Annotated in this window: 19 protein-coding genes and 1 pseudogene; 8 read left to right on the forward strand and 12 right to left on the reverse strand. The window is 64.7% G+C overall.

Annotated features, from left to right (window positions below):
• Positions 1-118 precede the first annotated feature (118 nt).
• Positions 119-1,003 (forward strand): IclR family transcriptional regulator, encoded by an 885-nt coding sequence (locus AB4Y35_RS15360; RefSeq protein WP_368704972.1) that lies wholly within the window; start codon positions 119-121, stop codon positions 1,001-1,003.
• 67 nt (positions 1,004-1,070) lie between these two features.
• Here the strand turns inward: AB4Y35_RS15360 and AB4Y35_RS15365 are convergent, their stop codons facing one another.
• Entirely contained in the window at positions 1,071-2,312 is a 1,242-nt protein-coding gene (locus AB4Y35_RS15365; RefSeq protein ID WP_368704973.1) for a cytochrome-c peroxidase, read from the reverse strand.
• A 76-nt stretch (positions 2,313-2,388) separates the two neighbouring features.
• Positions 2,389-4,266, reverse strand: coding sequence for an alkaline phosphatase family protein (locus tag AB4Y35_RS15370; protein WP_368704974.1), 1,878 nt, complete (start codon positions 4,264-4,266; stop codon positions 2,389-2,391).
• A gap of 273 nt (positions 4,267-4,539) precedes the next feature.
• On the opposite strand from AB4Y35_RS15370, the gene AB4Y35_RS15375 reads away from it, so the two are divergent.
• Positions 4,540-5,898, forward strand: coding sequence for an NYN domain-containing protein (locus AB4Y35_RS15375; protein ID WP_368704975.1), 1,359 nt, complete (start codon positions 4,540-4,542; stop codon positions 5,896-5,898).
• A gap of 295 nt (positions 5,899-6,193) precedes the next feature.
• Here AB4Y35_RS15375 and AB4Y35_RS15380 read toward each other — a convergent pair.
• From AB4Y35_RS15380 to AB4Y35_RS15420, 9 genes and pseudogenes are all read right to left on the reverse strand, one after another.
• A pseudogene (locus AB4Y35_RS15380) lies at positions 6,194-6,427 on the reverse strand (hypothetical protein); the annotation flags it as partial.
• Positions 6,428-6,491: 64 nt separating this feature from the next.
• A complete protein-coding gene (locus AB4Y35_RS15385; RefSeq protein WP_324162908.1) occupies positions 6,492-7,298 on the reverse strand; it encodes a hypothetical protein in 807 nt (268 codons plus the stop codon).
• Positions 7,295-9,526: a cation:proton antiporter gene (locus AB4Y35_RS15390; RefSeq protein WP_368704976.1), complete on the reverse strand. Its 2,232-nt coding sequence runs from the start codon at positions 9,524-9,526 to the stop codon at positions 7,295-7,297. The genes AB4Y35_RS15385 and AB4Y35_RS15390 overlap by 4 nt, the downstream gene beginning before the upstream one ends.
• Before the next feature lie 12 nt (positions 9,527-9,538).
• Complete coding sequence (locus AB4Y35_RS15395) at positions 9,539-10,126, reverse strand: lactate utilization protein C (RefSeq protein ID WP_368686542.1); 588 nt, start codon at positions 10,124-10,126, stop codon at positions 9,539-9,541.
• Complete coding sequence (locus AB4Y35_RS15400) at positions 10,113-11,507, reverse strand: lactate utilization protein B (RefSeq protein ID WP_368686543.1); 1,395 nt, start codon at positions 11,505-11,507, stop codon at positions 10,113-10,115. Before AB4Y35_RS15400 ends, AB4Y35_RS15395 begins: the two co-directional genes overlap by 14 nt.
• Positions 11,504-12,247: a (Fe-S)-binding protein gene (locus tag AB4Y35_RS15405; RefSeq protein WP_368704977.1), complete on the reverse strand. Its 744-nt coding sequence runs from the start codon at positions 12,245-12,247 to the stop codon at positions 11,504-11,506. The genes AB4Y35_RS15400 and AB4Y35_RS15405 overlap by 4 nt, the downstream gene beginning before the upstream one ends.
• A 117-nt stretch (positions 12,248-12,364) precedes the next feature.
• Positions 12,365-13,576 carry a porin gene (locus AB4Y35_RS15410; protein WP_368704978.1) on the reverse strand — a complete coding sequence of 404 codons (1,212 nt, stop codon included), beginning with the start codon at positions 13,574-13,576 and terminating at the stop codon, positions 12,365-12,367.
• A gap of 140 nt (positions 13,577-13,716) precedes the next feature.
• Positions 13,717-15,171: an APC family permease gene (locus AB4Y35_RS15415; protein WP_368704979.1), complete on the reverse strand. Its 1,455-nt coding sequence runs from the start codon at positions 15,169-15,171 to the stop codon at positions 13,717-13,719.
• A gap of 314 nt (positions 15,172-15,485) precedes the next feature.
• Positions 15,486-16,502 carry an AraC family transcriptional regulator gene (locus tag AB4Y35_RS15420; RefSeq protein WP_342921927.1) on the reverse strand — a complete coding sequence of 339 codons (1,017 nt, stop codon included), beginning with the start codon at positions 16,500-16,502 and terminating at the stop codon, positions 15,486-15,488.
• A gap of 207 nt (positions 16,503-16,709) precedes the next feature.
• Here AB4Y35_RS15420 and AB4Y35_RS15425 point away from each other — a divergent pair, with 207 nt between their 5' ends.
• The 5 genes from AB4Y35_RS15425 (at position 16,710) to crcB (ending at position 22,640) form a co-directional block, all read left to right on the forward strand.
• Complete coding sequence (locus tag AB4Y35_RS15425) at positions 16,710-18,692, forward strand: primary-amine oxidase (protein ID WP_368704980.1); 1,983 nt, start codon at positions 16,710-16,712, stop codon at positions 18,690-18,692.
• A 7-nt stretch (positions 18,693-18,699) separates the two neighbouring features.
• Positions 18,700-19,680, forward strand: coding sequence for a hypothetical protein (locus AB4Y35_RS15430; RefSeq protein WP_368704981.1), 981 nt, complete (start codon positions 18,700-18,702; stop codon positions 19,678-19,680).
• A gap of 88 nt (positions 19,681-19,768) precedes the next feature.
• The gene (gene styD / locus AB4Y35_RS15435; protein ID WP_368705415.1) at positions 19,769-21,208 is read left to right on the forward strand and encodes a phenylacetaldehyde dehydrogenase StyD; all 1,440 of its coding nucleotides are present in this window, start codon (positions 19,769-19,771) and stop codon (positions 21,206-21,208) included.
• Between the two features lie 123 nt (positions 21,209-21,331).
• Complete coding sequence (locus tag AB4Y35_RS15440) at positions 21,332-22,078, forward strand: SDR family oxidoreductase (RefSeq protein WP_368704982.1); 747 nt, start codon at positions 21,332-21,334, stop codon at positions 22,076-22,078.
• A 181-nt stretch (positions 22,079-22,259) separates the two neighbouring features.
• Positions 22,260-22,640: a fluoride efflux transporter CrcB gene (gene crcB, locus AB4Y35_RS15445; RefSeq protein ID WP_368704983.1), complete on the forward strand. Its 381-nt coding sequence runs from the start codon at positions 22,260-22,262 to the stop codon at positions 22,638-22,640.
• Between the two features lie 67 nt (positions 22,641-22,707).
• Here the strand turns inward: crcB and cfa are convergent, their stop codons facing one another.
• Entirely contained in the window at positions 22,708-23,871 is a 1,164-nt protein-coding gene (gene cfa, locus AB4Y35_RS15450) for a cyclopropane fatty acyl phospholipid synthase (protein WP_368694604.1), read from the reverse strand.
• Positions 23,872-24,104: 233 nt separating this feature from the next.
• On the opposite strand from cfa, the gene AB4Y35_RS15455 reads away from it, so the two are divergent.
• On the forward strand, positions 24,105-24,521 hold the full coding sequence (locus AB4Y35_RS15455; protein ID WP_368704984.1) for an HIT family protein: 417 nt from the start codon (positions 24,105-24,107) through the stop codon (positions 24,519-24,521).
• Positions 24,522-24,553: the final 32 nt, after the last annotated feature.

Below are 24,553 nucleotides of genomic sequence, written 5' to 3' on the forward strand. Positions count from 1 at the left end.
TACGCATTGCGTAATTACGAGATAGGGGTTAACGTGCAAGCACAGCAGGCACTATGCTGCCGCTCCGCGCCCTAAAATCCGCGTGAACCCAACCGATACGCCAGCCTCTCCGCCCAGCATGGAAAGCAGGAAACCCCCCCCCCGTCGCCCTGCGGCAAAAATCTCCGAAGCCACCACGTCCCCCAAAGTCGCGAAAGAGACGAAGGCCGTAGCCGCGCCGCGCGAGCGCCGCCAGCGCGTGCAATCCGCGCAAACGGGCATGGCTGTGCTCAAGGGTCTCGCGCGCCTGGGCGGCCGCGCGAGCCTCTCGGGTCTCGCCGCCTGCGTGGGCGAGAGTCCCGCGAAGGTGCATCGCTATCTCGTGAGCCTGATCGAGGAAGGCCTCGTCGCGCAGGACACCGCCACCCAGCAATATCGGCTCGGCGTCGAGGCGATGATGATCGGCGTGGCCGCCATGCGCCAGGCCGATCCGGTGCGCATTGCGGAGCCCGCGCTCGTGCGCCTGCGCGAGACGCTCGAAGTGACGTCATTCGTCGCGGTGATGGGCAACAAGGGACCGACGATCATCCGTTTCGAGGAGCCGGGGCTGCCCGTGACCGTCAATGTGCGGGTGGGTTCGGTGATGTCGCTGCTATGGTCGTCCACGGGCCGCGTGTTTCTCGGCCTGCTCGACGACACGCGCGTGCTCGCGCAAGCTGAAGAAGAACTCGCGCACGCCGACGCTTCGTTGCGCGCGCAACTGAGTGCGAGCGATCCGATCGGCACGCTGCGGCGCGACGTGCAGCAAGCGCGCTGCGCGAGCGTGCGCGACACGAATCTCAAAGGCATCAGCGCCGTTTCTGCGCCGCTCTTCGATCACACCGGCAAGCTCTGCGGCGTGCTCACGGCGCTGGGCGCCACGGGCGGTTTCGACGCCACGCCCGAGGGCCGGAACGGACGCGCCGTACGCCGCGAAGCGGACGCCGTGAGCGCCCTCCTCGGCTACGTGGCGAGCAGCGCTTAACGCTTCGTCAGCGCATAAAAAAACCCGGTTCAAAAACTGACCGGGTTTTTCCTTTTTCTGAACGACGTTAGCGAGCCACCGTCTTTGCGTCCGCGTCGGTGAGGGTATCCAGGAACGCCATCACGTCGCGGATATCCGCGTCTGACCAGACCGGCTTGGCGCCCAGGTGATTCGTCAGCGGCTCCGTCTTGGTATCCACATTGCTGCGCAGATTCTTCGGCAGGTCGTCAAACTTCACGACGTGGCCGTGCGCGTCTTTCGAATACCACTTCTCCGGGTTCGTGTCGCGCTCGACATAGAAGCGTAACGAATCTTCGAGCGTGTGGTACATGCCATTGTGAAAGAAGACGCGTCGCGTGGCGACGTTGCGAAGCGTGGGCGTGCGGAACATCCCGCAGAACCACTTCTGCTGCTTGGCCTCGTCTTGACGCAGCGGCCCACATAAGCCCATGTCGAAGAAGTTCGGATCGCGGTTGGCCGGAATTTCCATGTTGCGTGGCACACCCAGCGTCTGAAAGTTGTAATCCGTCAATGTCGGATGCGCGCCGTGAGCGCCTTTGTTGATCAGGTGACAGCTTGCACAGTTGCCCTTGTCCGGGTCGCTGAACAGCACCAATCCGTGCGCTTCCTGTGGCGTGAAATGATCCTTGCCGTCGAGCACCCGGTCGAACTTGCTGGAGTACGGCGCGAACGACGGATCGTTGAACTGGAATGCCTGCAATACCTTTCCAAGGTCCGCCAGCGCCTGCGCCGGTCGCGAGAAAATGTCCTGACCGAATGCTTCGCGGAACTGCTGTGCGTAGGCGCTCTTGCTCAGCTTCTGCGCCACGTCATCCGCGCTGCTGTTTGCCATTTCATCCGGATTGAGCAGGGGAAATGCAGCCTGATCCGCGGGGGAGTTGTAGCGTCCATCCCAGGTGTATCCGCCGCTGGGCTGATTGTCTCCGTCCTCGAGACGCTCTTTCAGGCTATTTGCCTGCGTGAACGTCCAGTAAGGCACAGCACGCAGATAGCGCAGCGACGGCGCCGCGCGCAGTCCGGCGTGATCGAGGTTGGGACCGCCCAACTGGACAGCCAGACCGTTCGGCGGCCCATAGGCATTCGCAGGGCTGTGACAGGAGGCGCATGACTGCTTGCCGGAAGCCGACAGCGACGGATCGAAGAACGCTGCCTTGCCGATGGCTGCCAGATCAGGCGCACGTGCTTCGACCGTGGCGGCTTGAGCGCCCGGTGCATGTTGGTCGCATGCGGAAAGCAGGCAAATGCAAAGGGCCGTTGCGAGAACAGCCCTTAAAGGAAATTGGCGCATGACGGATCAAGAAAAGAGCCCGGTTCGAACCGAGAACCGGGCTACGACAACAAAGTACTTGTGCAACCGCCAGGGATTAGCGGTTATCGATGTTGGCCGACGTGAAGATCGGCTGGAGCGATGCATCATCGGCGTAGCCGAGATACGAGCCCATGCCGAAGTTGTCTTCGAGCGAACGCAGCAGCGCGTAGTGGTTGTAGCCCGTGCTATCCACATGGCCGCCCTTGATGAACGGCGACAGCAGAAGCGTACCAATCTGATCGCCACCGACTCCCATGTAGTTCAACGCAAGCGACACGTACTGGATAGATGCAGGCAGCGTCGCAGCGTTAATGCCGAGCGAGCTTGCTTTAGCCACCGGCAGCGTCGACATCGTGACCTGTTCCGGACGCGTCACGTTCGGACCCGTTTGCTGGTTGCAGCCAGGACATTGATTGCCCATTTCCGGAATCAGCAGGGAGAGCGTCGCGCCATCAGCACTGACTTGCGTCGTCGGCGTGAGGCCGGTCACAACGCCTTCATCGGTGGTGATGATGATCAGGCCGTCCTGCTTGTACGCGGGCGAAGCCTGGATGAGCGGAATCGTCTTCTTCAGGAACGCGTCAATCGAAGTCAAACCGCCAGGCTGGCCGTTTGCGCAACCCTTGCCCGCCGCACCCGTACCGTCACCATCATGGCCGTCGTTACACAGGTTCGGCGTGATGAAGGAGAAGTTCGGCGTAGTGTCGATCGACTGAAGATCCGTTGCCAGATCGTCCTGCAGATTGACGACGTGCGCGTCGCAGTTCGCCAGATCATCGATGGTCGAATGGAAATACGGGAACGGATTGTGACGCGTTGCGTACTCGTCGCTCACCACGTCGCCCGAAGCAGACGGCGCCTGTGCGGACTGCGTGCCGTCCACAGCCTTCGTCGGGTCGGTGCCCGCAAGCTGCGCGGTTCGGCGCGGGAACGAGCAGGTCCTCGTACCGTCACGGTTCAGGTCGTTGCCCATGTCCTCGTTGTAGCTGCGCCACGTGAGCCTGGCTTGTTCCATCTGGTTGCCAAGATGCTGCACGCGAGCCGGGAACACGCAGCCGCCACTCTGGTGGCCGTTGACGTCCGTACCTGCCTTGAGAACTTTGGGGTTCGCCGAGTCGTTGCCGGCATCCACGACATCAGACCACACCTGGAAGCAGTCCGTTTCGGTGTCGTGCGTCGACGGCTGACCCGACACCATCGAGATGTAGTTGTCCAGCGAAACGTGGCCAGTGCCGTAGTAGTTCGAAAGGTACGTGCCCTGCGGAACCAGCGATTTCAGGTACGGGTCCTGGCTCGAATCCGAGGCCGTCGTGCCGTACGTCGATTCCGCGCTCTTGTTTTCGAGCACGATAACCCACACGTGCTTGATCGCCTTGCTCGAAGCGACGGTTGCAATGTACTGGTCGCTCGCTGCCTTCACCGCGGCGTTGCCGTTGGTGTTGAAGTCGCCCAGCAGGGCGTCCGGCGTCGTGCCGATCTTGTTCGCCAGTTGCGTTTGAGCATCCGACTGCGACAGGCCGCTGTCGATCAGTTGCGAAAGCTGCGTGGTGATCGCGCTGACTGAACTGACGCCGCGCGGCGAACGGAACGTCGCCGTGCTGTTGAACGCCGTGCCCATGTTCTTGCCCGATGCGTCGTTCTCCGTGGCGCCGTTCAGGTCGGCAACGATGTACTTCCACGACCCATTGCTCGTATCGGAGATCGAGAACTTGCCCTGGGCATCCGAGCGCGCGACCGGCTCGCCCTGGTCGCACTTGCCATTGTTGTTCACATCGAGGCAGATAGCCGCATTCTGGATATAGCTGCCGAGCACCTGACCGGTGACCTTCGGTCCACCGTCCGAACCGTTGCTTCCGCAACCAGATAACCCCGCCAATACGCCGACGCTCGCCAGCATCGCGAGCGCACCCCTGCGCGACTGTATTTTCTTCACAACTGTCCCTCGTTATAAGTCGGACACACCCGACGGATTTTGACTCGCGGAAAGTCTATGTAAGTTGTGTTACACGCCTGTTAAGGAGCTGTTAGATAAATATAAAAAGACTGCGTTTTACGAGCGCACGCTCGAAAAACGTTCAAAGGAACCATGCTTGCGCACACAACCAACCTGCGCGCCAGGCGACTCACGGCCATCGCGATTCCCGGCCCGCCGCGGTGCAACCGGCTATCATGTGAATTCACACCGTAGATGGAACGAATCAATCACATGGCTTCCCCCCAGGAAAACGTCAGCATGGCGGTGTTCTGCGACTTCGAGAACGTCGCGCTCGGCGTGCGCGACGCGAAGATCGACCGCTTCGATATCCAGCCCGTGCTGGAGCGGCTCTTGCTCAAGGGCAGCATCGTCGTGAAGAAGGCCTATTGCGATTGGGAGCGCTACAAGGGCTTCAAGGCCGCGATGCACGAGGCCAGCTTCGAGCTGATCGAAATTCCCCACGTGCGCCAGTCGGGCAAGAATTCGGCCGATATCCGCCTCGTCGTGGACGCGCTCGATCTCTGCTATACGAAGTCGCACGTCGACACGTTCGTGATCGTGAGCGGCGACTCCGACTTTTCGCCGCTCGTCTCGAAGCTGCGCGAAAACGCCAAGAAGGTGATCGGCGTGGGTGTGAAGCACTCCACCTCCGACCTGCTCGTCGCCAATTGCGACGAGTTCATCTTCTATGACGACCTGGTGCGCGAGCTCGTGCGCGACCAGCACGCGCACGGCAAGGGCAAGAACAAGGACGGCGGCGCGAAACGCCAGGGCGGCGACGAACGGCAGCCGAAGCAGGACGGCGACGAGCGCAAGTCGAAGGCCGTGGCCTTCGCGATCGAAACGCTCGACGCGCTCGTGCTCGAGCGTGGCGAAAGCGGCAAGATCTGGGCTTCGGTGCTCAAGAGCGCCATCAAGCGCCGCCGGCCTGACTTCAACGAAACGCGCTACGGCTTTCGCGCATTCGGCAACCTGCTCGAAGAGGCGCAGTCGCGCGGCCTGCTCGAAGTGGGCCGCGACGACAAGTCGGGGACCTGGGTGTCGCGGCTGAACCCGCCCCCGCTCCCGGCTGCCGCCGCGAGCGTCTCAGCGCCGGAAAGCCCGGCGGCGCGTGCCGAGGAGCCGCGCGGCCGGCGCAAGGGCCGTCGCAACGGGCGCGGAAGCGGCGCCGCGGACGTGCGCGAAGCCGCCGTCGAGCAACCGGTCGAGACGCAAGGCGAAATTCCGTTCGAGCCGGTCGAGGCGCTCGCGCAGGCAGCGCATCGGCACGAAGCCGTGCCGCCCTTCTCCGCCGAGCCGTTCGACGCGAACGAGAGCACCCACGCGCCGCAAGAGGCCTACGAGGCGCATGCGGCAGCCGAGCCGGCTGCCGATGTCGAGCCCGCCGCGCCCGCCCCCGCGCGAGCGCGCAAGACGGCGGCCCGCAAGAGCCCTGCGCGCAAGAAGACAGCGAAGAAAGCGGCCGAAACGCCGGCCAGCACCGGCGAGGAACCGGCGGCCGCCGCAGCGGCGCCGGCCGAACCCGCTGCCAGGAAAGCGCCGTCGCGTGCGCGTCGCGCGCGCAGCAAGGCCGCTGCGGAAGAAAGCTGAAGATCGCGCCACGCGCGCCGCTCGAACTGGGCGGCGCGCGGCGCATCGATCAATCGCCGAACGGATTCGCAGGGCGCTTGGCCTTCGCAGGCGGCGCTTCCTCGCTCTCGGGCGTGGTATTGCCGAAAGGATCGGGCTTGCCCGACGGCCCCGCCTCTCCAAACGGGTTCGCGGCCTGCGCGGGTTCCGATCCGCCAAACGGATTCTGTGCGGCGGCGCGCTTCGCTCCGCCGAACGGATCGCGCGGGTCGGCCGCCTCGCCGGCATCGTCCTCCACGGCTTCATCCTTTGCCTGCGCGAGGTTGTATTCGGCCTGCACCTGCTCCAGCACGCGCGTCACGCTCGCTTCGAAGCCAGCCGCGTTATGAAGGTGCTGCATCGTCCAGTTGCAGCCGCTGCGGTCGGGCTCCTGCAGCTGCGGGCGCGGCACGCCGATCTTCACGCCGTCGTCGACCACCTCCTGGAGCTTGTGGATGCGGCGGTGCACTTCCTCCTGCAGCCGCGAAGCATTGAGCATCTTGCGCAACATTGCGAACCTCCTTTCCTGTACGCGTCACGTCGGGCGAGTCTAGCGCAATGGCTCGCTCGCGTCGCTACGTGGCCGGCGCATTCATGTGCGCGAGCGCGTCGCGCATCGAATCGCTCGGCACCACGAGCTGCCCCGTGAACGGCGTATCGAGGTCGGCGATCACATAGACCGCCGATGAAATCGACACCGCGCCAAGCAGGATCAGCACGATCGCCAGCGCATTATGCGGCGCGACGAGCCCGAAGCTCAGGAAGATCAGGATCAGCCAGAGCGCGAGCATCGTGAAGAACGGCCGCGAAATCGTGCCATGCGCCTCTTCGATCAGACGCCAGCGCGTATCGGTCACGCGGTCGAACATCTGCGAGAGCGGGCTCACGAGCGCCTGGTGGTAGGCGTCGCGTGGCGCGAGCGTTTCGATCTCGTGCCCCACCGAGTCGAGCAGCGCGCCGAGCGGCCGGCTTTCGAGTTCGTCGTTGCCGACGCCAGGATCGTGCGGATAGTAGTTGCCCGGCGGCGGCTTCTCCTGCTCCCAGGTCGAGGCAATGGCACTTGCCGTATAGGCGCGCAGCAAGGTGCGCGCTGCGGCCGCATCGGGGCCGTATTCGCGCAGGCGTTGGTCGAGCTGGATCAGGTCGGCGGCGTAGGCGCGCATGTCGTTGGTCGCCGTATCGAAGCTCGATTTCGCGGACGCGGTGAGGAGGCTCAGTACGAGCGCCGCAAAGGTCACCAGCATGCCGATCACGAGTTGCACGAGCTGCACGGTTTCATGCTTGCGATGCTCCTCGGGCAATAGCGGCCGCAACAGCACGCCGAGCCCCGTGCCGCCGAGCAGCAGCGCGAACACGAGCAACGCCGACTGGATTTCGGTCATGGCGACGGCCTGCGCTCCTCGGCGGCGGCGTTGAGCACCTGCGCGGCGGTGTCGGTGTGCGCCTTTGCCGGCTCTGCGTAGGCCTCAGCGCCGCCAACGTTCAATGCGTCGATGCGCGTATGAATCTCCTTCGCGTGGGTCTCGCCCGGCACGAGATCTGGATGCGCCCGCGGCACTGCGAGCTTCCACGCGGCGTCCAGCTCGCGCCGGATCGAATCGTAGATCTCCTTCGAAATCGAGCGGTCCTCGTACATGGCCTGCACGCGTTCGCGCCCTTCCCGCAGCGCATAGAGCAGCAGCATGCGCCGCTCGAGCACATCCGAAGCCTGGCCGAAGCAACGGCGCACGTCCGCCAGTCCATGCTCGGCCGTCGCGATGCGCGCCTTGAGTATCGTCTTGAGCAACGCCGCGAGACGCTCGCCCAGCAGCGGCGTCAAGCTGCGGTCGTTGAAGACGATCAGCTGATGCAGCACCACGCGGCGACACATCAGGAGTTCGAAGCGATCGGCGAGCGCGTCGCCATACGGCTGCCGCACGCGCAGCCAGCGATACAGCAGGCGCGCGACGCGCATTTCGATCGTATCCGCCAGTATTTTTGCGGCCGCGCGCTGATAGCCGAGGCGCCCGCCCACGCGCGCCTCTTCGATCATGGCGTCGGTGTTGCGCATCATGGCGTCGAGATTGCGGATCGTAATGATGCCGCTGCCATACTGCGGAATGAGGTCGCGCTCCTTCGCCGCGAGGGTCACGAGGCCGATGACGAGACGCTCGCGGTCCGAGAGCGCCGCTTCGAAATCGAATGCCGTCGCGCTCATGTCGACGCTGCACCGGAACGTATGGCAGGCCTGGTCGGCGATCGCATCGGGAATGTGAAAGGTTCGCGCCGCCATATGCACGCGCTCGGATACGCCGATCGACGACAGCTGCACCGCCTTTTGCTGCAGCGCCTGCTCCTGCGGCGACAGCAGATCGAGGCGCAGCCGCCGGATCAGCAGCTTGAGCGACGTGCCGTTCACGATCAGGCTCACGAGCACGAAACCCGTCGCGAGGATCGCGACGAAGCGGCGCGTGGAATCGGGCAGCGCCGTGTCCTGCGCGAGGCCGAGCGCGAGCACGAGCGTCACCGCACCGCGCAGCCCGCCCCAGGCGATCACGAGCTTGTAGGCGGCGCTCACGGGTTCGGTGAGCCGCAGGCGGCTCAGTAGCGGCAGCATGCCGAACACCACGACGACGCGTGCCGCGAACGCCGCCACCACCACGACGGCGAGCGCGACGAGATCGAGCCACTGCGCGTTGCGCAGCGTGGCCGGAATCTGCATGGCCGCGAGCAGAAAGATCGCCGCGCCCGCCATGGCCGCGATCTGTTCCCAGATCAGTTGCAGATGCTTCCAGTTGACAGGCGACAGGCGCGTGCTCCCCAGCCCGCTGATGACGAGCCCGGCCGCGACCACGGCCACCACGCCCGAGACGTGCAACATCTGGTCGGCGAGGAGATAGAGCGGATACGGCAGCGCGAAACTGAGCGAGATCTCAGCTTTGCCCTCGCCGCCCAGCGCAGGCAGGAGCCACGCGAACGCGCGCCCGGCCAGCGCCCCGACCAGCAGCCCGCCGCCGAGCGCGATGCCGAGCGCGCGCAGCGCGGACGTTGCCGAGACATGGGCGGCGTCTCCGGTGATCGCGGCGATCAGCACACTGGCAATGGCGATGGCGGCCGCGTCGTTGAGCAGGCTCTCGCCTTCCACGAGGCGCACGAGCCGCTCGGGGGCGCCCACTTCGCGGAACACGGCGAGCACGGCGGAAGGGTCGGTCGTCGCGATCATGGCGCCGAGCAGGAGGCCGTCGGCGAGCGGACCGAGGCCCGTGAGCCGGACCGCGCCGCCCACCATGCCGGTCGCCACGAACACGGCCACCACGGCAAGCAGCAGAATGGGCGCCGCGTCGCCGAGCATCTCGCGCACGTTCACGCTGAGCGCGGCCTGGAATAGCAGCGGCGGCAGGAAGATCCACAGGTAAGCCTCGGGCGGCAGTCGAGGCGCAAGCGCGGGCATCACGAAGTTCGCGGCGAGCGTGGGCCAGGCCTCGCCGCTCACGAGATAGATGCCGCCCAGCGTGAAACCCCACGCGGCGAGCAGGACCGATTCGGAAATCGACCAGCGCAGGCTCACCGCCTGCACGAGCGCGATACTCGCCAGAAGGAAGCCGCTCAGGAGAAGGACGTGGATGACCATGGCGTGCAACCGTCACGGCGCCGGCAGCCACACCACGGTCAACGACCTCACCCCTTGTGCCCCCTGGATCAGCACGCCTTCGATATCGGCCGTCGCGGACGGCCCTGTGACGAGCGCCGCATAGCGCGCGCTGCGAAAATCGTCGCGCCGGTACGCGTCCTGCAGCCCCGCCACCAGTTGTGCGGGATCGAGCAGCACCACGAGATGCTGCACGATATAGCCGAGCGCGTTCACCACGTACTCGCGCTCGCTCAGCCAGAGCGATCCCGTTTCCGCCACGCCGAAGCGCGCGCGCACCACGCCCACGTCGACGTCTTCGAGCGAGGCCGGTTTCGTGGCGGCGCTGATCTCGCGCGTGCCCGGCACCTCCGGCGTGGCCGATGCGATGCGCGCCTCGCTGCCAAAGCGGCGCAAGATCATGGCGCGCACCTCGGCCGCGCTTTGCACCTGCGTCTCGCCGCCGCCCATCAGTTTGAGAGCGACGCCGAAGCGCTCGCGTAGATCGCCGGCGGGCGCTTCGAACAGCGGCACCTCGGGCAACGGTTCGTGCGCGGGTTGCGCGGCGCGCACGCGCGCGAGAAACGCCTCACGATCCGCCATCGCCGCCTCCCTTGCGGTTTTTCCGGTACCAGGCATGAAACGTGGTGTGCGGCACGTGTGGCAGATCGCGCTGCTTGCCCCAGATATTGAGCGGGTTGTAGAGCATGAAGTTCGGCAAGCGCCGCAACGCGCCCTCGAGCGATTTCACCGTGCCGCGATAAAGCGTCGGACTGCCGAGCAAGCGGCCAGCCATCTTCAGCACTTCCTGCTTCACGAACGGCACTTCGTGCTGTGCCGCGATGACCTGCCGCCACTGGTAGATCTGCTCGTGAATATTGATCTTCACGGGGCACACGTTCGTGCAACTGCCGTTGAGCGTCGAGGCGAACGGCAACGCACTGAAGCGTTTGAGGTCGAAGGTCGGATTGATGATCGCGCCGATCGGCCCGGCATAGGTGCTGCCGTACGAGAGGCCGCCGCTGCGCCGGTACACGGGACAGGTATTCATGCACGCGCCGCAGCGAATGCACTTGAGCGAATACCAGAACTCGGGCATGGCGAGCCGCTCGGACCGGCCGTTGTCGACGAGCACGAAATGCATTTCCGCACCGGGCCGCGGCGCGCGGAAATGCGAGGTGTATTGCGTGATCGGCGAGCCGAGCGCGCTGCGCGAGAGCATGCGCACGAATACGCCGAGATCGGATAGACGCGGGATCAGCTTCTCGATGCCCATCGAGACGATGTGCAGCGGCGGCACGTTGGCGGAAAGGTCCGCGTTGCCCTCGTTGGTGCACACCACCACCGTGCCCGTTTCGGCCACCGCGAAATTGCAGCCGGTCATGCCCGCCGTCTTCTCGCGCACGAACCACGGCCGCGTATTCATACGCTGGCTTTCCGCGAGATAGTGAATGTCGTTGTTGTGCGGGTCCGTACCGATGGTGCGGCCGAACACTTCGGCCACGTCGTCGCGCAGCTTGTGCACGGCGGGTACGACGATATGGCTGGGCGGCTGCTTGTCGAGCTGCTGGATGCGCTCGCCAAGGTCGGTCTCCATCACCGAAATGCCGCGCGATTCCAGGTACGGACGCATCTCGCACTCGTCGGTGAGCATCGACTTGCTCTTCACGAGCGCGGTCATGCCCCGCTCGCTCAGGATGCGATAAACGATTTCGTTGTGTTCCTCGGCCGTATCCGCGAAATGGACCTGCACGCCATTGGCTTGCGCCGTGCGCGTGAAATGGTCGAGGTAGTCGGCGAGATGCGAGAGCGTATGCGCCTTGATTTGCGAGGCGAGCGTGCGCAGCATTTCCCATTCGGGGATGGCATGCGCCTGGGCGTCGCGCTTCGAGCGCAAGTCCCACAGACGCTTGTCGTGGAAGGCGACATGCTCGGGCCGCGAGAGAAACGTGCCGGCGAGCTTCGCGTGTTCGACTCGCTTCATTCGCGCGCTCCGTTCAGCACCTGGGCAATATGAATGAAGCGGATGTCCGCGTTCATGCGCTCGGCGCAGCCCTGCTGGTGCATGAGGCAGGACATGTCGGCCGACACGATGTATTGCGCGCCCGCGCTCACGTGATCGATCACCTTGTCCTGACCCATGCGCACCGACACCGCCTCTTCGGTCACGGCGAACGTGCCGCCGAAGCCGCAGCATTCGTCGGGGCGCGCCGGCTTCACGAACTCGATGCCCTTCACATGTTCGAGCAGCGCGAGCGGCTTCGAGAAGGTCGGACCCGCGATTTCCGAAACCGAGGCTTCCTTCAAGTGGCGTAGTGCGCTGCAGCTATTGTGCAAACCCACGCGCCAGGGAAATTCGGCCCAGGGGAATTCGCGCACGCCCAGCACGTCATGCAGGAACTCGACGAGTTCGTAGGTGCTCTCGCGCACCTTGCGCACGGTCTCGGTCTGCTCGATCGCGGTGAAGTGGTCGCGCACGTGATTCACGCAGCTCGCCGAAGGCCCGACGATATAGTCGTAGCCCGCGAAGGCGCGCGCAAACACGCGCTCCGCGCCGGCTGCCTCGGCCTGCGCGCCGCTGTTGGCCATGGGCTGGCCGCAGCAGGTTTGTTCGAGCGGATAGTCGACCTCGCAGCCTAAACGCTCCAGCAGTTCCAGTGTGGCGATTGCCACCTCGGGGTAGAACGCGTCGATGAAGCAAGGGACGAACAAGGCAACTTTCATGCGCGGGCTCACACGAAAAGCGGACCCGAACATTCTACTGCCGAACGGCGCGGGCGTCGCGCCAAGCGTGTACGCGCCGCGGGTTGCCGCGGCGCATCATGCGCGATGGCTTTTCGCTCAAAAGTTGTGGCGAATGCCCGCGATCACGGCAAGCTGCTTGTCGGTGTTCGAATTCACGAGGTTCGGAATCTGCGCCAGGTTCTGCGTCGCGCCGCTCGCGGCATCGATCCCGAGACCCGCCCCCGACGACTTCTGGCCGATCGCCACCGCATAGACTGCGGTGCGCTTGGAGAGGCTGTAGACCGCGCCCAGGTTGATCTGGTGAAGCCGCGTGGACGAGCCACCGTCCGGATGCGCGTCGTTGAAGATATACGCGAAGCCGAACTGCAGCGCGGGTGAGTATTGCCACGACGTGTTGAGTTCGGCAATATCGAACGAGATGTCCGCGCCCTGCGGCCGCGCCGCGTCCGCGAAATACAGACTCTGCGAGAGGAGCGTATGCGTATAGCTGAGCGCCACGCTGACCTTGTCGAACGCGTACGAGCCACCCGCGCCGAAAATGCTCACGCGCTGCGCGTTCTGCAGTTCGCAGTACGATGCATTCGGGTTGCTGCAACTGAAGTCGCCGATATAGCCGGTCTCGCCGCCCAGCGCCGCCTGCAGCGGATTGCGCAACTGGAGGTAGCCTGCAGAAAGCGAAAGCGGCCCGTTGGCGTAATTCGCCGCCACCGACCAGCCGCGGTTCTGCGAGAAGTTGCCGGCCACGCCGCCAAAACTGAACAGGCCGCCCAGCGTGAAGCCGCCGAAACTCGGGCTCACGTATTTGATCGAGTTATTGAAATTGAACGCTTCGTTGAGGTTATCCACGTCGCCAAAGTGCGAGCCATAGAGCGTCGCCCAGTTGTTGCTCGACACATAGGCGCCCAGATCGTCGGAAAACGGATCGTACTGGCGGCCCAGCGTGAGCGTGCCGTAGTGGCTGTTCGCCACGCCCACCCAGGCGTTGCGGTTGAAGAGCGTGCCACCCTGCAATAGCGCGCCGTTCTGCGAAAAGAAGCTGTTTTCGAGCGTGAAGTTCACGCTCGTGCCGCCGCCGATGTCCTCGCTGCCCGTGAGACCCCAGCGCGACGGCACGAGATTGCCGCCGCCCAGTTGCCAGTTGGCGTGGCCGCTCGTGCTGCCGTCGGCGTGCGTGGTCTGCTGGTTGGTCGAATAGACGAGGCCCGCGTCCACCGTGCCGTAAAGCGTGACTGAAGATTGCGCGAGTGCGCCAGTCGCGAGGGCGCACGAAGCCAGCGCCAGCGCCGAGCGCTTGACGAGATTTGCCATGTCGTTGTCTTGTCCAAGAGAGGTGGGCCGCTGCGCTGCATGCACGTGCGCGCCCGGAGCGCGGCGCCAGAGGGCGCGCCGCGCTAGTCAGGAACTGCGGGAATCGAGGGCTTGGCGCGAGGCGCGTCCCGGGCGTCTAGTTATTGGCCGAAGCGCGCGTAGATGTCCGGCCGCGAACGCTTGAGCACGAAGGCGATCATCACGCCGATCAGCGCCACCGCGAGCACGACCCACGGGAACGCGCGCACGACGGGACTATCGGAGCCGGCGAGCGCGTCGAGATTGCCGATCAGCACGATGCCGATGGAGAGCAGACCGCAACCGCCCAGCACCGGCGCGAGGAAGGCGTGCCACAGGCGCGTGTCCTTCTTGGTGGTGCGGAAAAACGCCGCCACCGAAAAACTCGTGACCGCCTGCAGCATGACGATGCCGATGGTGCCGAGCGCCGAGCCCCAGCTGAACACGATATTGAACGGATCGCTGCCCGCGAGAACGAAAAGGCCGACCGGCAGCGCGACCGAAAGCGTCTGCAGATAGCTCGCGAGATACGGCGACCCATACTTCGGATGCAGGCGATCGAGCACCGCGGGAAGAATCCCCTCGCCCGAGAGCGCATGGATGTAGCGCACGATCGTGTTGTGGAACGACAGCAGGCTCGCGAAGATGCTGGAAAGCAGCAGGAAGCTCATCGTCGTGGTCATCGCGCCGCCCAGGTACTTCGTCGACTGGATGAACCAGAAGTCGCCTGGCTGTTTCGTCGCGACGTCCGCAACGTTACTGATGCCGTAGGCGCAGACGATGGCCCACGTGACGAACGCAAAGAACACGAGAATCAGCGTAACGGAAACATAAGTGGCACGCGGCACCGTGACCTTCGGATCGCGGCACTCCTTGCCGTAGATCGCCGTGGCCTCGAAGCCGATGAACGACGCGAGCGCGAACATCACCGCGATGCCGAGGTGGCCGCTGAAGACGTGACGCGGCGAAAACGGCGCGAGCGTGAGGCCGTCCGGTCCGCCATGATGAATCACGATCGCGAGGCTCAGCAGCAGCAGGATGCCGAGTTCGAGACACATGAGCACGCCGAGCAGGCGGCTGTTCAGGTCGATGCCGCGAATGCCGGTGAACTGCACGACGACGAGGCACGCGAATGAATACGCGTACCACGGCAACGAACTATGCAGCAATGGCCCGAGCACCACCGTGCAGAAGAAGCCGAACAGGCCGTACAGCGCAATCTGGATGCTCGTGTACGAGAGCAGCGCGACGAGCGCGCCGGCCATGCCGACGGGGCGGCCGAAACCCGCCGTGATGTACGCGTAGAACGCGCCGGCGCGCACGATGTGGCGGCTCATCGAAGCGAAGCCCACGCTGAACACGAGCAGCACCACGCCCGCGATCACGAATGCGCCGGGAATGCCCGCGCCATTGCCAAGGCTGATGGCCGGGGGCACCGCGCCCAGCATGCCGGTGAGCGGCGCCGCTGCGGAAATGACGAGAAAGACGATCTGCCAAAGCCCGAGCAGGCTGCGCTGTGAGTCCACTGCCGCGTTGTCTCCAACGAGGTGAGCGGGAGAAGAATACGGTTCGTTCATCGTTGCCTCTGCTGGTGTCTGTTCTGGGTTCGCCATACGACACGATGAAGAACCGCGTGCCTCCGGCGCTCGACGAATCGAATTTCCCGATTCGGATTGAGCGCATGGTAGGCAGCTAATAAACTCGCCGACCTGGCGCAACGCGCCAATTACTCGATAAAGTGCGCCAGGGCTGGAGCGGGTTTTCACTTAACCGCGCTGAAGCGGTCGATATTACCTTCGGCATCCTGATTAATGCCGCGAGCTGGGAATTCGTACTTTATTCAGCCCACAAACTTACTGAAAGCCATCAGTCAGCTTTCACGATTTGCGCGCTAGCGGGTTCGTTTCGCGCCTGCACGGCCCCAGTTGCGCGTCGCACGCCATAGCACCGTGGCGTCGGCATAACCCACCGCGCGGGCGACGGCCGCGTTGGTCATGCCCTCCTGCTCGCGCAGCACCGCCACGCTGCGCTCGCGCTCTTCACGAATGATCTGGCGCACGGAGGTGCCGGCGTCGGCCAGATGCCGCTGCAAGGAGCGGTCCGAAAGCCCGAGGTCCTTCGCGATATCGCCGACCACGAGCTTCTCGCGCGCGAGGCGGCGCGTCACGAGATCGCGCACCTGGTCGACGAGCGTATGCGGGATCGTGTCGCGCGAAATGAGGTCGGTGGCATGGCGCTCCATCATGCGCGCCATCTGCACGTCGGCGCTCTTGAGCGGCGTGTCGAGATCGTGCGGGTGCAGGACCACGCCGTTGGCCGGCTGCTGGAACCGCACGGGCACGCGAAAGAGGCGCAAATAAGGCTTGAGGTCCTCGGGCGCTGCGTGCTCGAAATGAATCTCGCACGGCGTCCACGCGGCGCCCCGCACCTGGCGAATCATGTGGCACATGGCGGATACGCTGTACTCGGCGTCCTGCCGGCGCGGCCAGATCTGCGTATGCGCGATGCGATAGCTCCACATCGGCCAGGCGTTGTCGCTCACGAGATCGACGGCCGTCGCGCTTTGCCACGAGCCGAGCGTATCGGTGAACTTACGGATTGCGGCGCCGAGCGTGGGCGACGACATGAACACGAGGCCAGCCGGCCCCAGTTCCGTGAGCTGCAATTCGGCGCCTAAACGCAGGCCGAGAAAGGGCTCGTCGAGCACTTGCGCCGCGCGTTCGAACGCGCCCACATAGCGCCCCAGCGCCACGATTTCATAGGGATTGGAAAGCTGCCGGCGACTCAGTCCGAACTCGGCCAGCAATGCATCGCAGTCCGCACCAGCGGCGTCGAGGGCACGCACGATGGGACCCATCACGGCACCGCGAATCATCGGAAACCCGCTATTGACAGGCACTCTTTTCATGTCTCGCTCCATTAGGGCCTGTATGCGTCGACGGTATTAACCATCGATCTTCTCTGGCGCACTCTATCGCCCCTTTGGCGCGCTTTGCAAGCGCGAAAAAAATACGGCGTTTCTACGATTCACCCATCGACATCGCACGAGACGAATGCGGATTCTTCATACCGTCCCATGCCCTGTTGCGCCCAACGTCTTCCTTACGAAATGCTTATGAACACGAATCTGAACGCGCATCCGCTCGACCCGTTGAGCCTCGCCGAAATGCAGCTTGCCTGTGACATCGTGAAAGCCGCCGAGCAGCTCGATGAATATGGGCGTTTTCCTGTCACCGAATTGCGCGAGCCGCCCAAGGCGGAAGTGCTCGCATACAAGCACGGCGATTACTACTCGCGCCGCGCCTTCGTCATCGCGATCGATCGCACCCGCAGCCAGACGCTCGAATTCGTCGTGGACCTGCGCGAGAAGAAAGTGGAATCGCGCAAGGCGCTCGCCTTGCAGAACGCGCCCTATGGCCAGCCGCCCGTGATGATCGAAGACTTCATGAATGCGGAGCGCATCGTCAAGGAAGACACGGCATGGCGCGAGGCCGTGAAAAAGCGCGGCCTCACCGAAGACGAACTCGAGCGCGTGCAGGTCGATCCGTTCTCCGCCGGCGCGTTCGACCGCCCGAACGAGAATGGCCGCCGCCTCGTGCGCTGTGTGAGCTACTACCGCGAGTCCCTGACCGACAACGGTTACGCGCACCCCATCGAAGGTGTCGTCGCCGTGGTAGACCTGCTCGCCCACAAGGTGATCGAGCTGATCGACGACGGCCGCATCATCCCCATTCCGCGCGCGAAACACAACTACGACACGCCGAGCCTCGGCGAGCCGCGCACCACCGTCAAGCCGCTCTCGATCAACCAGCCCGAAGGCCCGAGCTTCACGATAGACGGCTGGCAGGTTAGTTGGCAGAACTGGAAATTCCGCGTGGGCTTCACGCCGCGCGAAGGGCTCGTGCTGCATCAGATCACGTGGGACGACGGCAAGAGCGCGCCGCGCCCGATCGTCTACCGCGCGAGCGTGACCGAGATGTGCGTACCCTACTCGGACCCCACCACGAACCACTACTGGAAAAGTGCGTTCGATGCGGGCGAATACGGACTCGGCAAGCTCGCGAACCAGCTCGAGCTGGGCTGCGACTGCCTCGGCACGATCCGCTATTTCGACATCCCCTCCGCCGACGACTTCGGCAACGGCTTCGCCATGAAGAACGCCGTGTGTCTGCACGAAGAAGATTACGGCACGCTCTGGAAGCACTACGAGTTCCGTAACGGCGTGTTCGAGATGCGCCGCTCGCGCCGCCTCGTGATCTCGTTCTTCGCGACCGTGGGCAACTACGACTACGGCTTCTACTGGTACTTCTATCAGGACGGCACGATCCAGCTCGAATGCAAGCTCACGGGCATCATCCAGACCTCGGCGGTGGCTGATGGCGACACGTACCCGTGGGGCGGGATGGTCACCGAAAACCTCGGCGGCCCGACGCATCAGCACTTCTTCAACGCGCGCCTGCACATGATGGTGGACGGCGAGAAGAACGCCGTCACCGAGCACGAATTCGTGCCGCGTGCGATGGGTGCGGAGAATCCGTACGGCAACGTGTTCGATACGACCAGGCGCGTGCTCAAGACGGAGCAGGAAGCGGCGCGTAACGCCAACGGTCAGACGGGGCGCTTCTGGAAAGTGGTGAACCCGAACGTGAAGAACCGCGTCGGCGCGAATCCGGGCTACAAGCTCATCATCAACGACTCGCCGCTCATGCTCGCCGATCCCAACTCGAAGGTGCGCCAGCGCGGCGGCTTCGCCACGCGCCACGTATGGGTCACGCCGTACGACACGACGCAGCGCTACGCGAGCGGCGACTACCCGAACCAGCACGCGGGCGGCGACGGCCTGCCGCGCTATATCGAGGCGAACCGCAACGTGGAGAACGAGGACATCGTGCTGTGGCACAGCTTCGGCCACACGCACGTGTGCAAACCCGAGGATTTCCCCGTGATGCCGGTGGAGTATGCGGGCTTCATGCTCAAGCCCAACAACTTCTTCTATGGCAATCCCGCGATGGACCTGCCGGGCGGGCGCGATCCGCACAGCGTGCAGGACGGCGCAGACGCGCCCGAAGCAAAATCGTGCTGCCACAGCAAGCAGTGAGCACGCGATGATGCCGCGTAAGCGCCGCCTCGCTGTGATGCACGCCGCGCGCCTGCTGTGTGTCTGGGCGTCGATCACCGGTGGCGCGAGCGCGCTTGTGGGAGGCGTCATGATCGCGGCAATGCAGGCCGGCGCGCCGTTCACCGCATTCGCCGCGAGCGCGCTTGCCTTGCTTGCGATGGCGCTGATCCCGGGCACGCTCGCGCGCGGCTTCGCCACGCGTGCCACCGTGCCGATCGCGAGCGCACTCGTACTCACGATGGCGGCAATGGGCGCCGGTGCTCACGCAGGAGCAACGTCCGCGCCGACGCCGCTCATCCTGGGCGGCATCGTCCTGCTCGCCGCTGGGTGCATGCACTTGCGGCGCACGCGTGATAGCGCGGCAAGATCGGTGCATACGCATACCATCGCGCCGGCATCGCGCAACGGCATGCTGCTGATCGCACCCGCGCTGCTTGCGGGCCTGTCGAGCGGCGTGCTCGCGCGCTTCCAGTTTTTCGCGCTCTGCGGCGGCGCCGCGATGTCCGTGACGCAGGTCGTGACGTCACTCGCAATGGTGGGTCTCGCAGGCTGGCTCGCCGATCGCGTCGATTACCGGCGCGCGCTGCTCGCGCTCTTCGTGTTGCGCGGCGCGCTGCTCGCCGCGCTCACGTTCGATTGCCTCGCACCGTGGGCCGCGCTCGCTGCCCCTGCATTCGCTGTGCTCGACTATCTGACGCTCCCCACGCTCATGCGCGGTGGGCGAGCGTCGCGCGCGTCGGGCGCCGGCTGTCCCGGCCTCGCCCATCACGCGGGCATGCTGGCAGGCGCGGCGTTCGCCACCACGTCATGGGGCTTTGGACAAGGCTTTTACGCGCTGTTCCTCATTGGCGGCACGCTCAATCTTGCATGCGCATACGCATTCGCGACGCCACGCCGATTCCGTACGCGCGCGCCCTACCCTGCTTCAGCCGCACTCGCTGCGGGCAACGCAATCGAATTACGCTGAGACACTCACCGAATAAACGTACGCATTACTACCGAAATCAGGAGACGGAATGGACCGCCATGACTTCACGCACACGATCCGCACGCAGATGTTCGTCGACGGACGTTTTAGCGAAAGCGGCAACGGCCGCACGTTTGCCGTATTCAACCCCGCCACGGGCGCGGAGATCGCGCAGGTGCCCGACGCCAGCGACGCCGACATCGACGCCGCCGTCACCGCCGCGCGCCGCGCATTCGAAGCCGACACGTGGCGGCGCATGCCGCCCGCCGCGCGCGAGCGCCTGCTGCTCAAGCTGGCCGACCTCGTCGAGCAGCACGGCGACGAACTCGCCGCGCTCGAAACGCTCAACCAGGGCAAACTGCTCGGCTTCTCGAAGATGCTCGAAGTGGCCGGCAGCGTGCAATGGCTGCGCTATATGGCCGGCTGGGCGACCAAGATCGAGGGCAGCACCGTGGAGCTCTCGCTCGCGTTCCCGCCCGGCGTGCGCTACAACGCCTCCACGCGGCGCGTGCCCGCGGGCGTAGTCGCCGCGATCGTGCCGTGGAATTTTCCGCTGCTGATGGCGGTCTGGAAAATCGCGCCCGCGCTCGCCTGCGGCTGCACCGTGGTGCTCAAGCCCGCCGAGGAAACGCCACTCACCGCCATCCGCCTCGCCGAACTCGCGCACGAAGCCGGCTTTCCGCCGGGCGTGTTCAATGTCGTCACGGGCCAGGGCGAAACGGCGGGCGCCGCACTCGTGCGCCATGCACAGGTCGACAAGGTCACCTTCACGGGCTCGACCGAAGTGGGCCGCATCATCGGCAAGCAATGCGCAAGCGACCTCAAGCGCGTCTCGCTCGAACTGGGCGGCAAGAGTCCCGTGATCGTGCTCGACGACTGCGATCCGCAGCGCGCGATCGAAGGCGCTGCCGGCGCAATCTTCTTCAATCACGGCCAGGTCTGTACGGCAGGCTCGCGCCTGTATCTGCCGCGCGCGCGTTTTGATGAGATCGTCGACGGCATTGCACAGGTTGCGCGCGCAACCGTGCTCGGCTCGGGTTTCGACACGGCCACGCAGATGGGCCCGCTCGTTTCGGCACGCCATCGCGCCAAGGTCGCCGGCATGATCGCGCAGGGACGCGCCGAAGGCGGCGAGATCGTGGCAGGCGGCGGGGACGGCAATCGCCCCGGCTTCTTTATCGAGCCCACAGTGATTGCGAACGCGGCCAACAAGCCGCTTACCGTCGTGCGCGAAGAAGTGTTCGGGCCGGTGCTCGTCGCCATGCCGTATGACGACGTCGAAGAAGCCGTCGCGGCGGCGAATGCTTCGGAGTACGGTCTGGGCGCGAGCGTCTGGACCAACCAGCTCGACCGCGCGCTGCGCGTGGTGGATGGCGTGCAGGCCGGCACGGTATGGGTGAACACGCACAACATGGTCGATCCGGCGCTGCCCTTCGGCGGGTTCAAGGCCTCGGGCATCGGCCGCGAGCACGGCCGCGCGATCATCGACGCGTACACGGAGACGAAATCCGTCTGCATCGCCTACTGAGCGCCGCCCTGCAGCATTGTTAATCGAAATGGAATGATGAAACCCGGCGGCGCGCAATGATCGCCGCTGCGGTTTCGTCCATGATCGAGCCCGTTCTCACCACTCGCGAGAAGGACTCCGATCATGAATGCATCCACGAATTCGCGCGGCGTCGCCATCATCACGGGCGCCTCGCGCGGCATCGGCGCCGCCATTGCCGAACGTCTCGCGCGCGACGGTTACGCCGTCGTCATCAACTACGCTTCGCGCAGCGCGGAAGCCGAGGCGCTCGTCGCGAAGATCGCGGCGGGCGGCGGGCGCGCCGTCGCCGTGCAAGCGAACATCGCGAAGGCCGACGAGGTGTGCCGCCTCTTCGCAACCACCGCCGAAGCGCTGGGCCAGCCCACGCTGCTCGTGAACAACGCGGGCATCATGAAGACGGTCACGGTTGCCGACTCGACCGACGCGATCTACGACGAAACCTTCGACATCAACGTGCGCGGCACGCTCAACACGCTGCGCGAAGCGGCGACGAAGCTCGCGGACGGCGGCCGCATAATCAACTTCTCGACCTCCGTGCTCGCGATGAATCTGCCCGGTTACGCGCTCTATACGGCGAGTAAGGCGGCCGTGGAGACGATCACGCGCGTGTTCGCACGCGAACTGCGCGGCCGCTCGATCTGCGTGAACGCGGTTGCGCCGGGGCCGGTGGCGACAGAGTTGTTCCTCAGCGGCAAAACCGAAGAGCAGGTCCAGCATTTCGCGAACATGCCGCCGCTGCAGCGTCTCGGGCAACCCGACGACATTGCGAGTGTCGTGTCGTTCCTCGCGGGCCCGGACGGAGGCTGGGTCAACGGCCAGGTGCTGCGCGCGAACGGCGGGATCGTCTGACGCGCCGCCCGGCGTGGGTTCGCGTCTGAACCCGGGCAGGACGTGGTCTGAGGACAAGCCGCCGTGGCGTGAAACCGCCGGTCCCGGCCGGTGCTACACTCCGTGCTCGAAAACGGTAGACAGACAGGGCCGTCGGCGCATGGCGCACCGGCTCATATTGCGCCCTCAACCACTCCAGACCATGTATTTGTCCATCTTCGCCGTCGGCCTTGGCGGCGCGCTCGGTTCGCTGCTGCGCTGGGTTCTCGGGATACGCCTGAATGCCCTCTACCCTGAACTGCCGCTCGGCACGCTAGCGTCGAACATCATCGCGGGCTATGTGATCGGCGTCGCGGTCGCCTACTTCGGGCGCATGCCCCAGCTCTCCGCCGAATGGCGCCTCTTCGTCATTACCGGGCTCATGGGCGGCCTCTCCACGTTTTCGACCTTCTCCGCTGAAGTCGTTTCGCATCTGCAGCACGGGCGTTTCGGCTGGGCCGCGGGCGAGATCGCGATTCACGTGTGCGCCTCGGTCGTCATGACGATCCTTGGCATCGCAACGGTCTCGGCACTGATTCGCTGATCGGCAACGAAAACGACCGCGTTCGCCATTCGCGCAACGCGGCCGCATCGGTGAGGCGACGGGAAGATCAGGCAGGACGCCGATAGCCGCCCAGCAAACCGTTCTTCGAAAACACCCACTGCCACAGCTGGATGTCGCGCGCACGGAACGCCCCGGCGCACGAAAGCAGGTAGTAACGCCACATGCGGTAGAACCGCTCGCCCATCTGCGCCTTGAAACGCGGCCACGCGGCCTCGAAATTTGCGTGCCACGCCATCAGCGTGCGGTCATAGTCGGCGCCGAAGTTATGCAGGTCTTCGGCCACGAAGAGGCCGCCAGAAGCGTCGGCGATCTGGCCGATGGTCGGCAGCTCGCCGTTCGGGAAGATGTATTTGTCGATCCACGGATCGGGCGTGGTGTCGCGGCGGTTCTTGCCAATGGTGTGCAGTACGAACAGACCGTCGTCGACAAGACACCGCTGCGCGACTTCCATATAGGTGCGATAGTTCTTCGGGCCTACGTGCTCGAACATGCCCACGCTCGCAATGCGGTCGAACTTCTCGTCGAGCAACCGGTAGTCCTGCAGGCGGAATTCGACGGGCAGATCCTTGCAGCGCTCGGCGCCGAGCGCGGCCTGCTCCTTCGAGATCGTCACGCCCACGCACGACACGCCATAGTGTTCGGCCGCGAACTTCATGAGGCTGCCCCACCCGCAGCCGATGTCGAGCAGGCGCATGCCGGGCTTCAGGCCCAGCTTGCGGCAGATGAGATCGAGCTTGGCGTCCTGCGCCTCGTCGAGCGTCTTCGCGCCGCCCGACCAGTAGCCGCAGGTATAGGCCATGTTCTTGTCGAGCATCGCCTCGTAGAACTCGTTGCCGATATCGTAGTGCTGCTGGCCCACCTTCCATGCCCGGCGCACGGTCTGGCGGTTCATGAGGCGCGCCTTGAGCGCGTAGAAGACGAGACGGGAGGGATCGATCTGGTCATCTAGATGCGCGCGCAACACATGCGCGAAGAATTCGTCGAGCTGCTCGCAGTCCCACTGGCCGTCCATGTAGGCCTCGCCGAGGCCCAGGTTGCCTAGCGCCAATACGCGCTCGGGCAACTGCGGATCGTGGATGCGCATGTCCCACGGCCGGGTGCCGTTGAACTTCACGTCAGCGCGCGCCAATAGCTGGGCTATGAACCGCCAGGCCCCCGAAACGGTGGCCTCACGAACGGGTTGAGCTGCTTCGAGATCAGTCGTTGCCATACGTGCTCCATGCGGTCGGAGCGGGTCCTTGGTACCTTGCTCCGATGCCATTCAAGAGGTTGCAATCAAGACATTCGTCGTCGCGCGCGCTGCGAGAAACTCTATGATGCACCTACTTCAAAAATTGTGCAGGAACACGCACAGGCCATACGGGGCGGGCCATAATCGCAAACTCGACGAAACCCATCGCCCCTGCGCGAGCAAACGGCGCGCCCGAACTGGAGAGACTGACCATGGCCTACGACGACAAGAACATCTTCGCGCGCATCCTGCGCGGCGAAGCACCCTGCATCAAGGTGTACGAGGACGACGCGACGCTCGCGATCATGGACGTCATGCCGCAATCCGAAGGCCATCTGCTCGTGCTGCCGAAGGAAGGCGCCGAGTTCATCTATGAGCTTTCGCTGGAAGCCGGCGCCGCCGCGATGGCGACGGTGCAGAAGATGGCGGTCGCGGTGCGCAAGGTGCTTGCACCCGAAGGCCTGTTGATCGCGCAGTTCAACGGCGCCGCCGCCGGGCAGACCGTACCGCACGTGCACTTTCACCTGATTCCGCGCCGCGCGGGTGAAGAGCTGCGTCCGCATGCGCGCGAAATGGCCGACATGGCGCAGCTCGAAGCGCTGGCCGCGCGCATTCGCGCCGCACTGTAAGCAATGTGTATTGCTAACGTTAGTTATTCATA

This window comes from Paraburkholderia sp. EG286A, assembly GCF_040965375.1.
Lineage (GTDB): Bacteria > Pseudomonadota > Gammaproteobacteria > Burkholderiales > Burkholderiaceae > Paraburkholderia.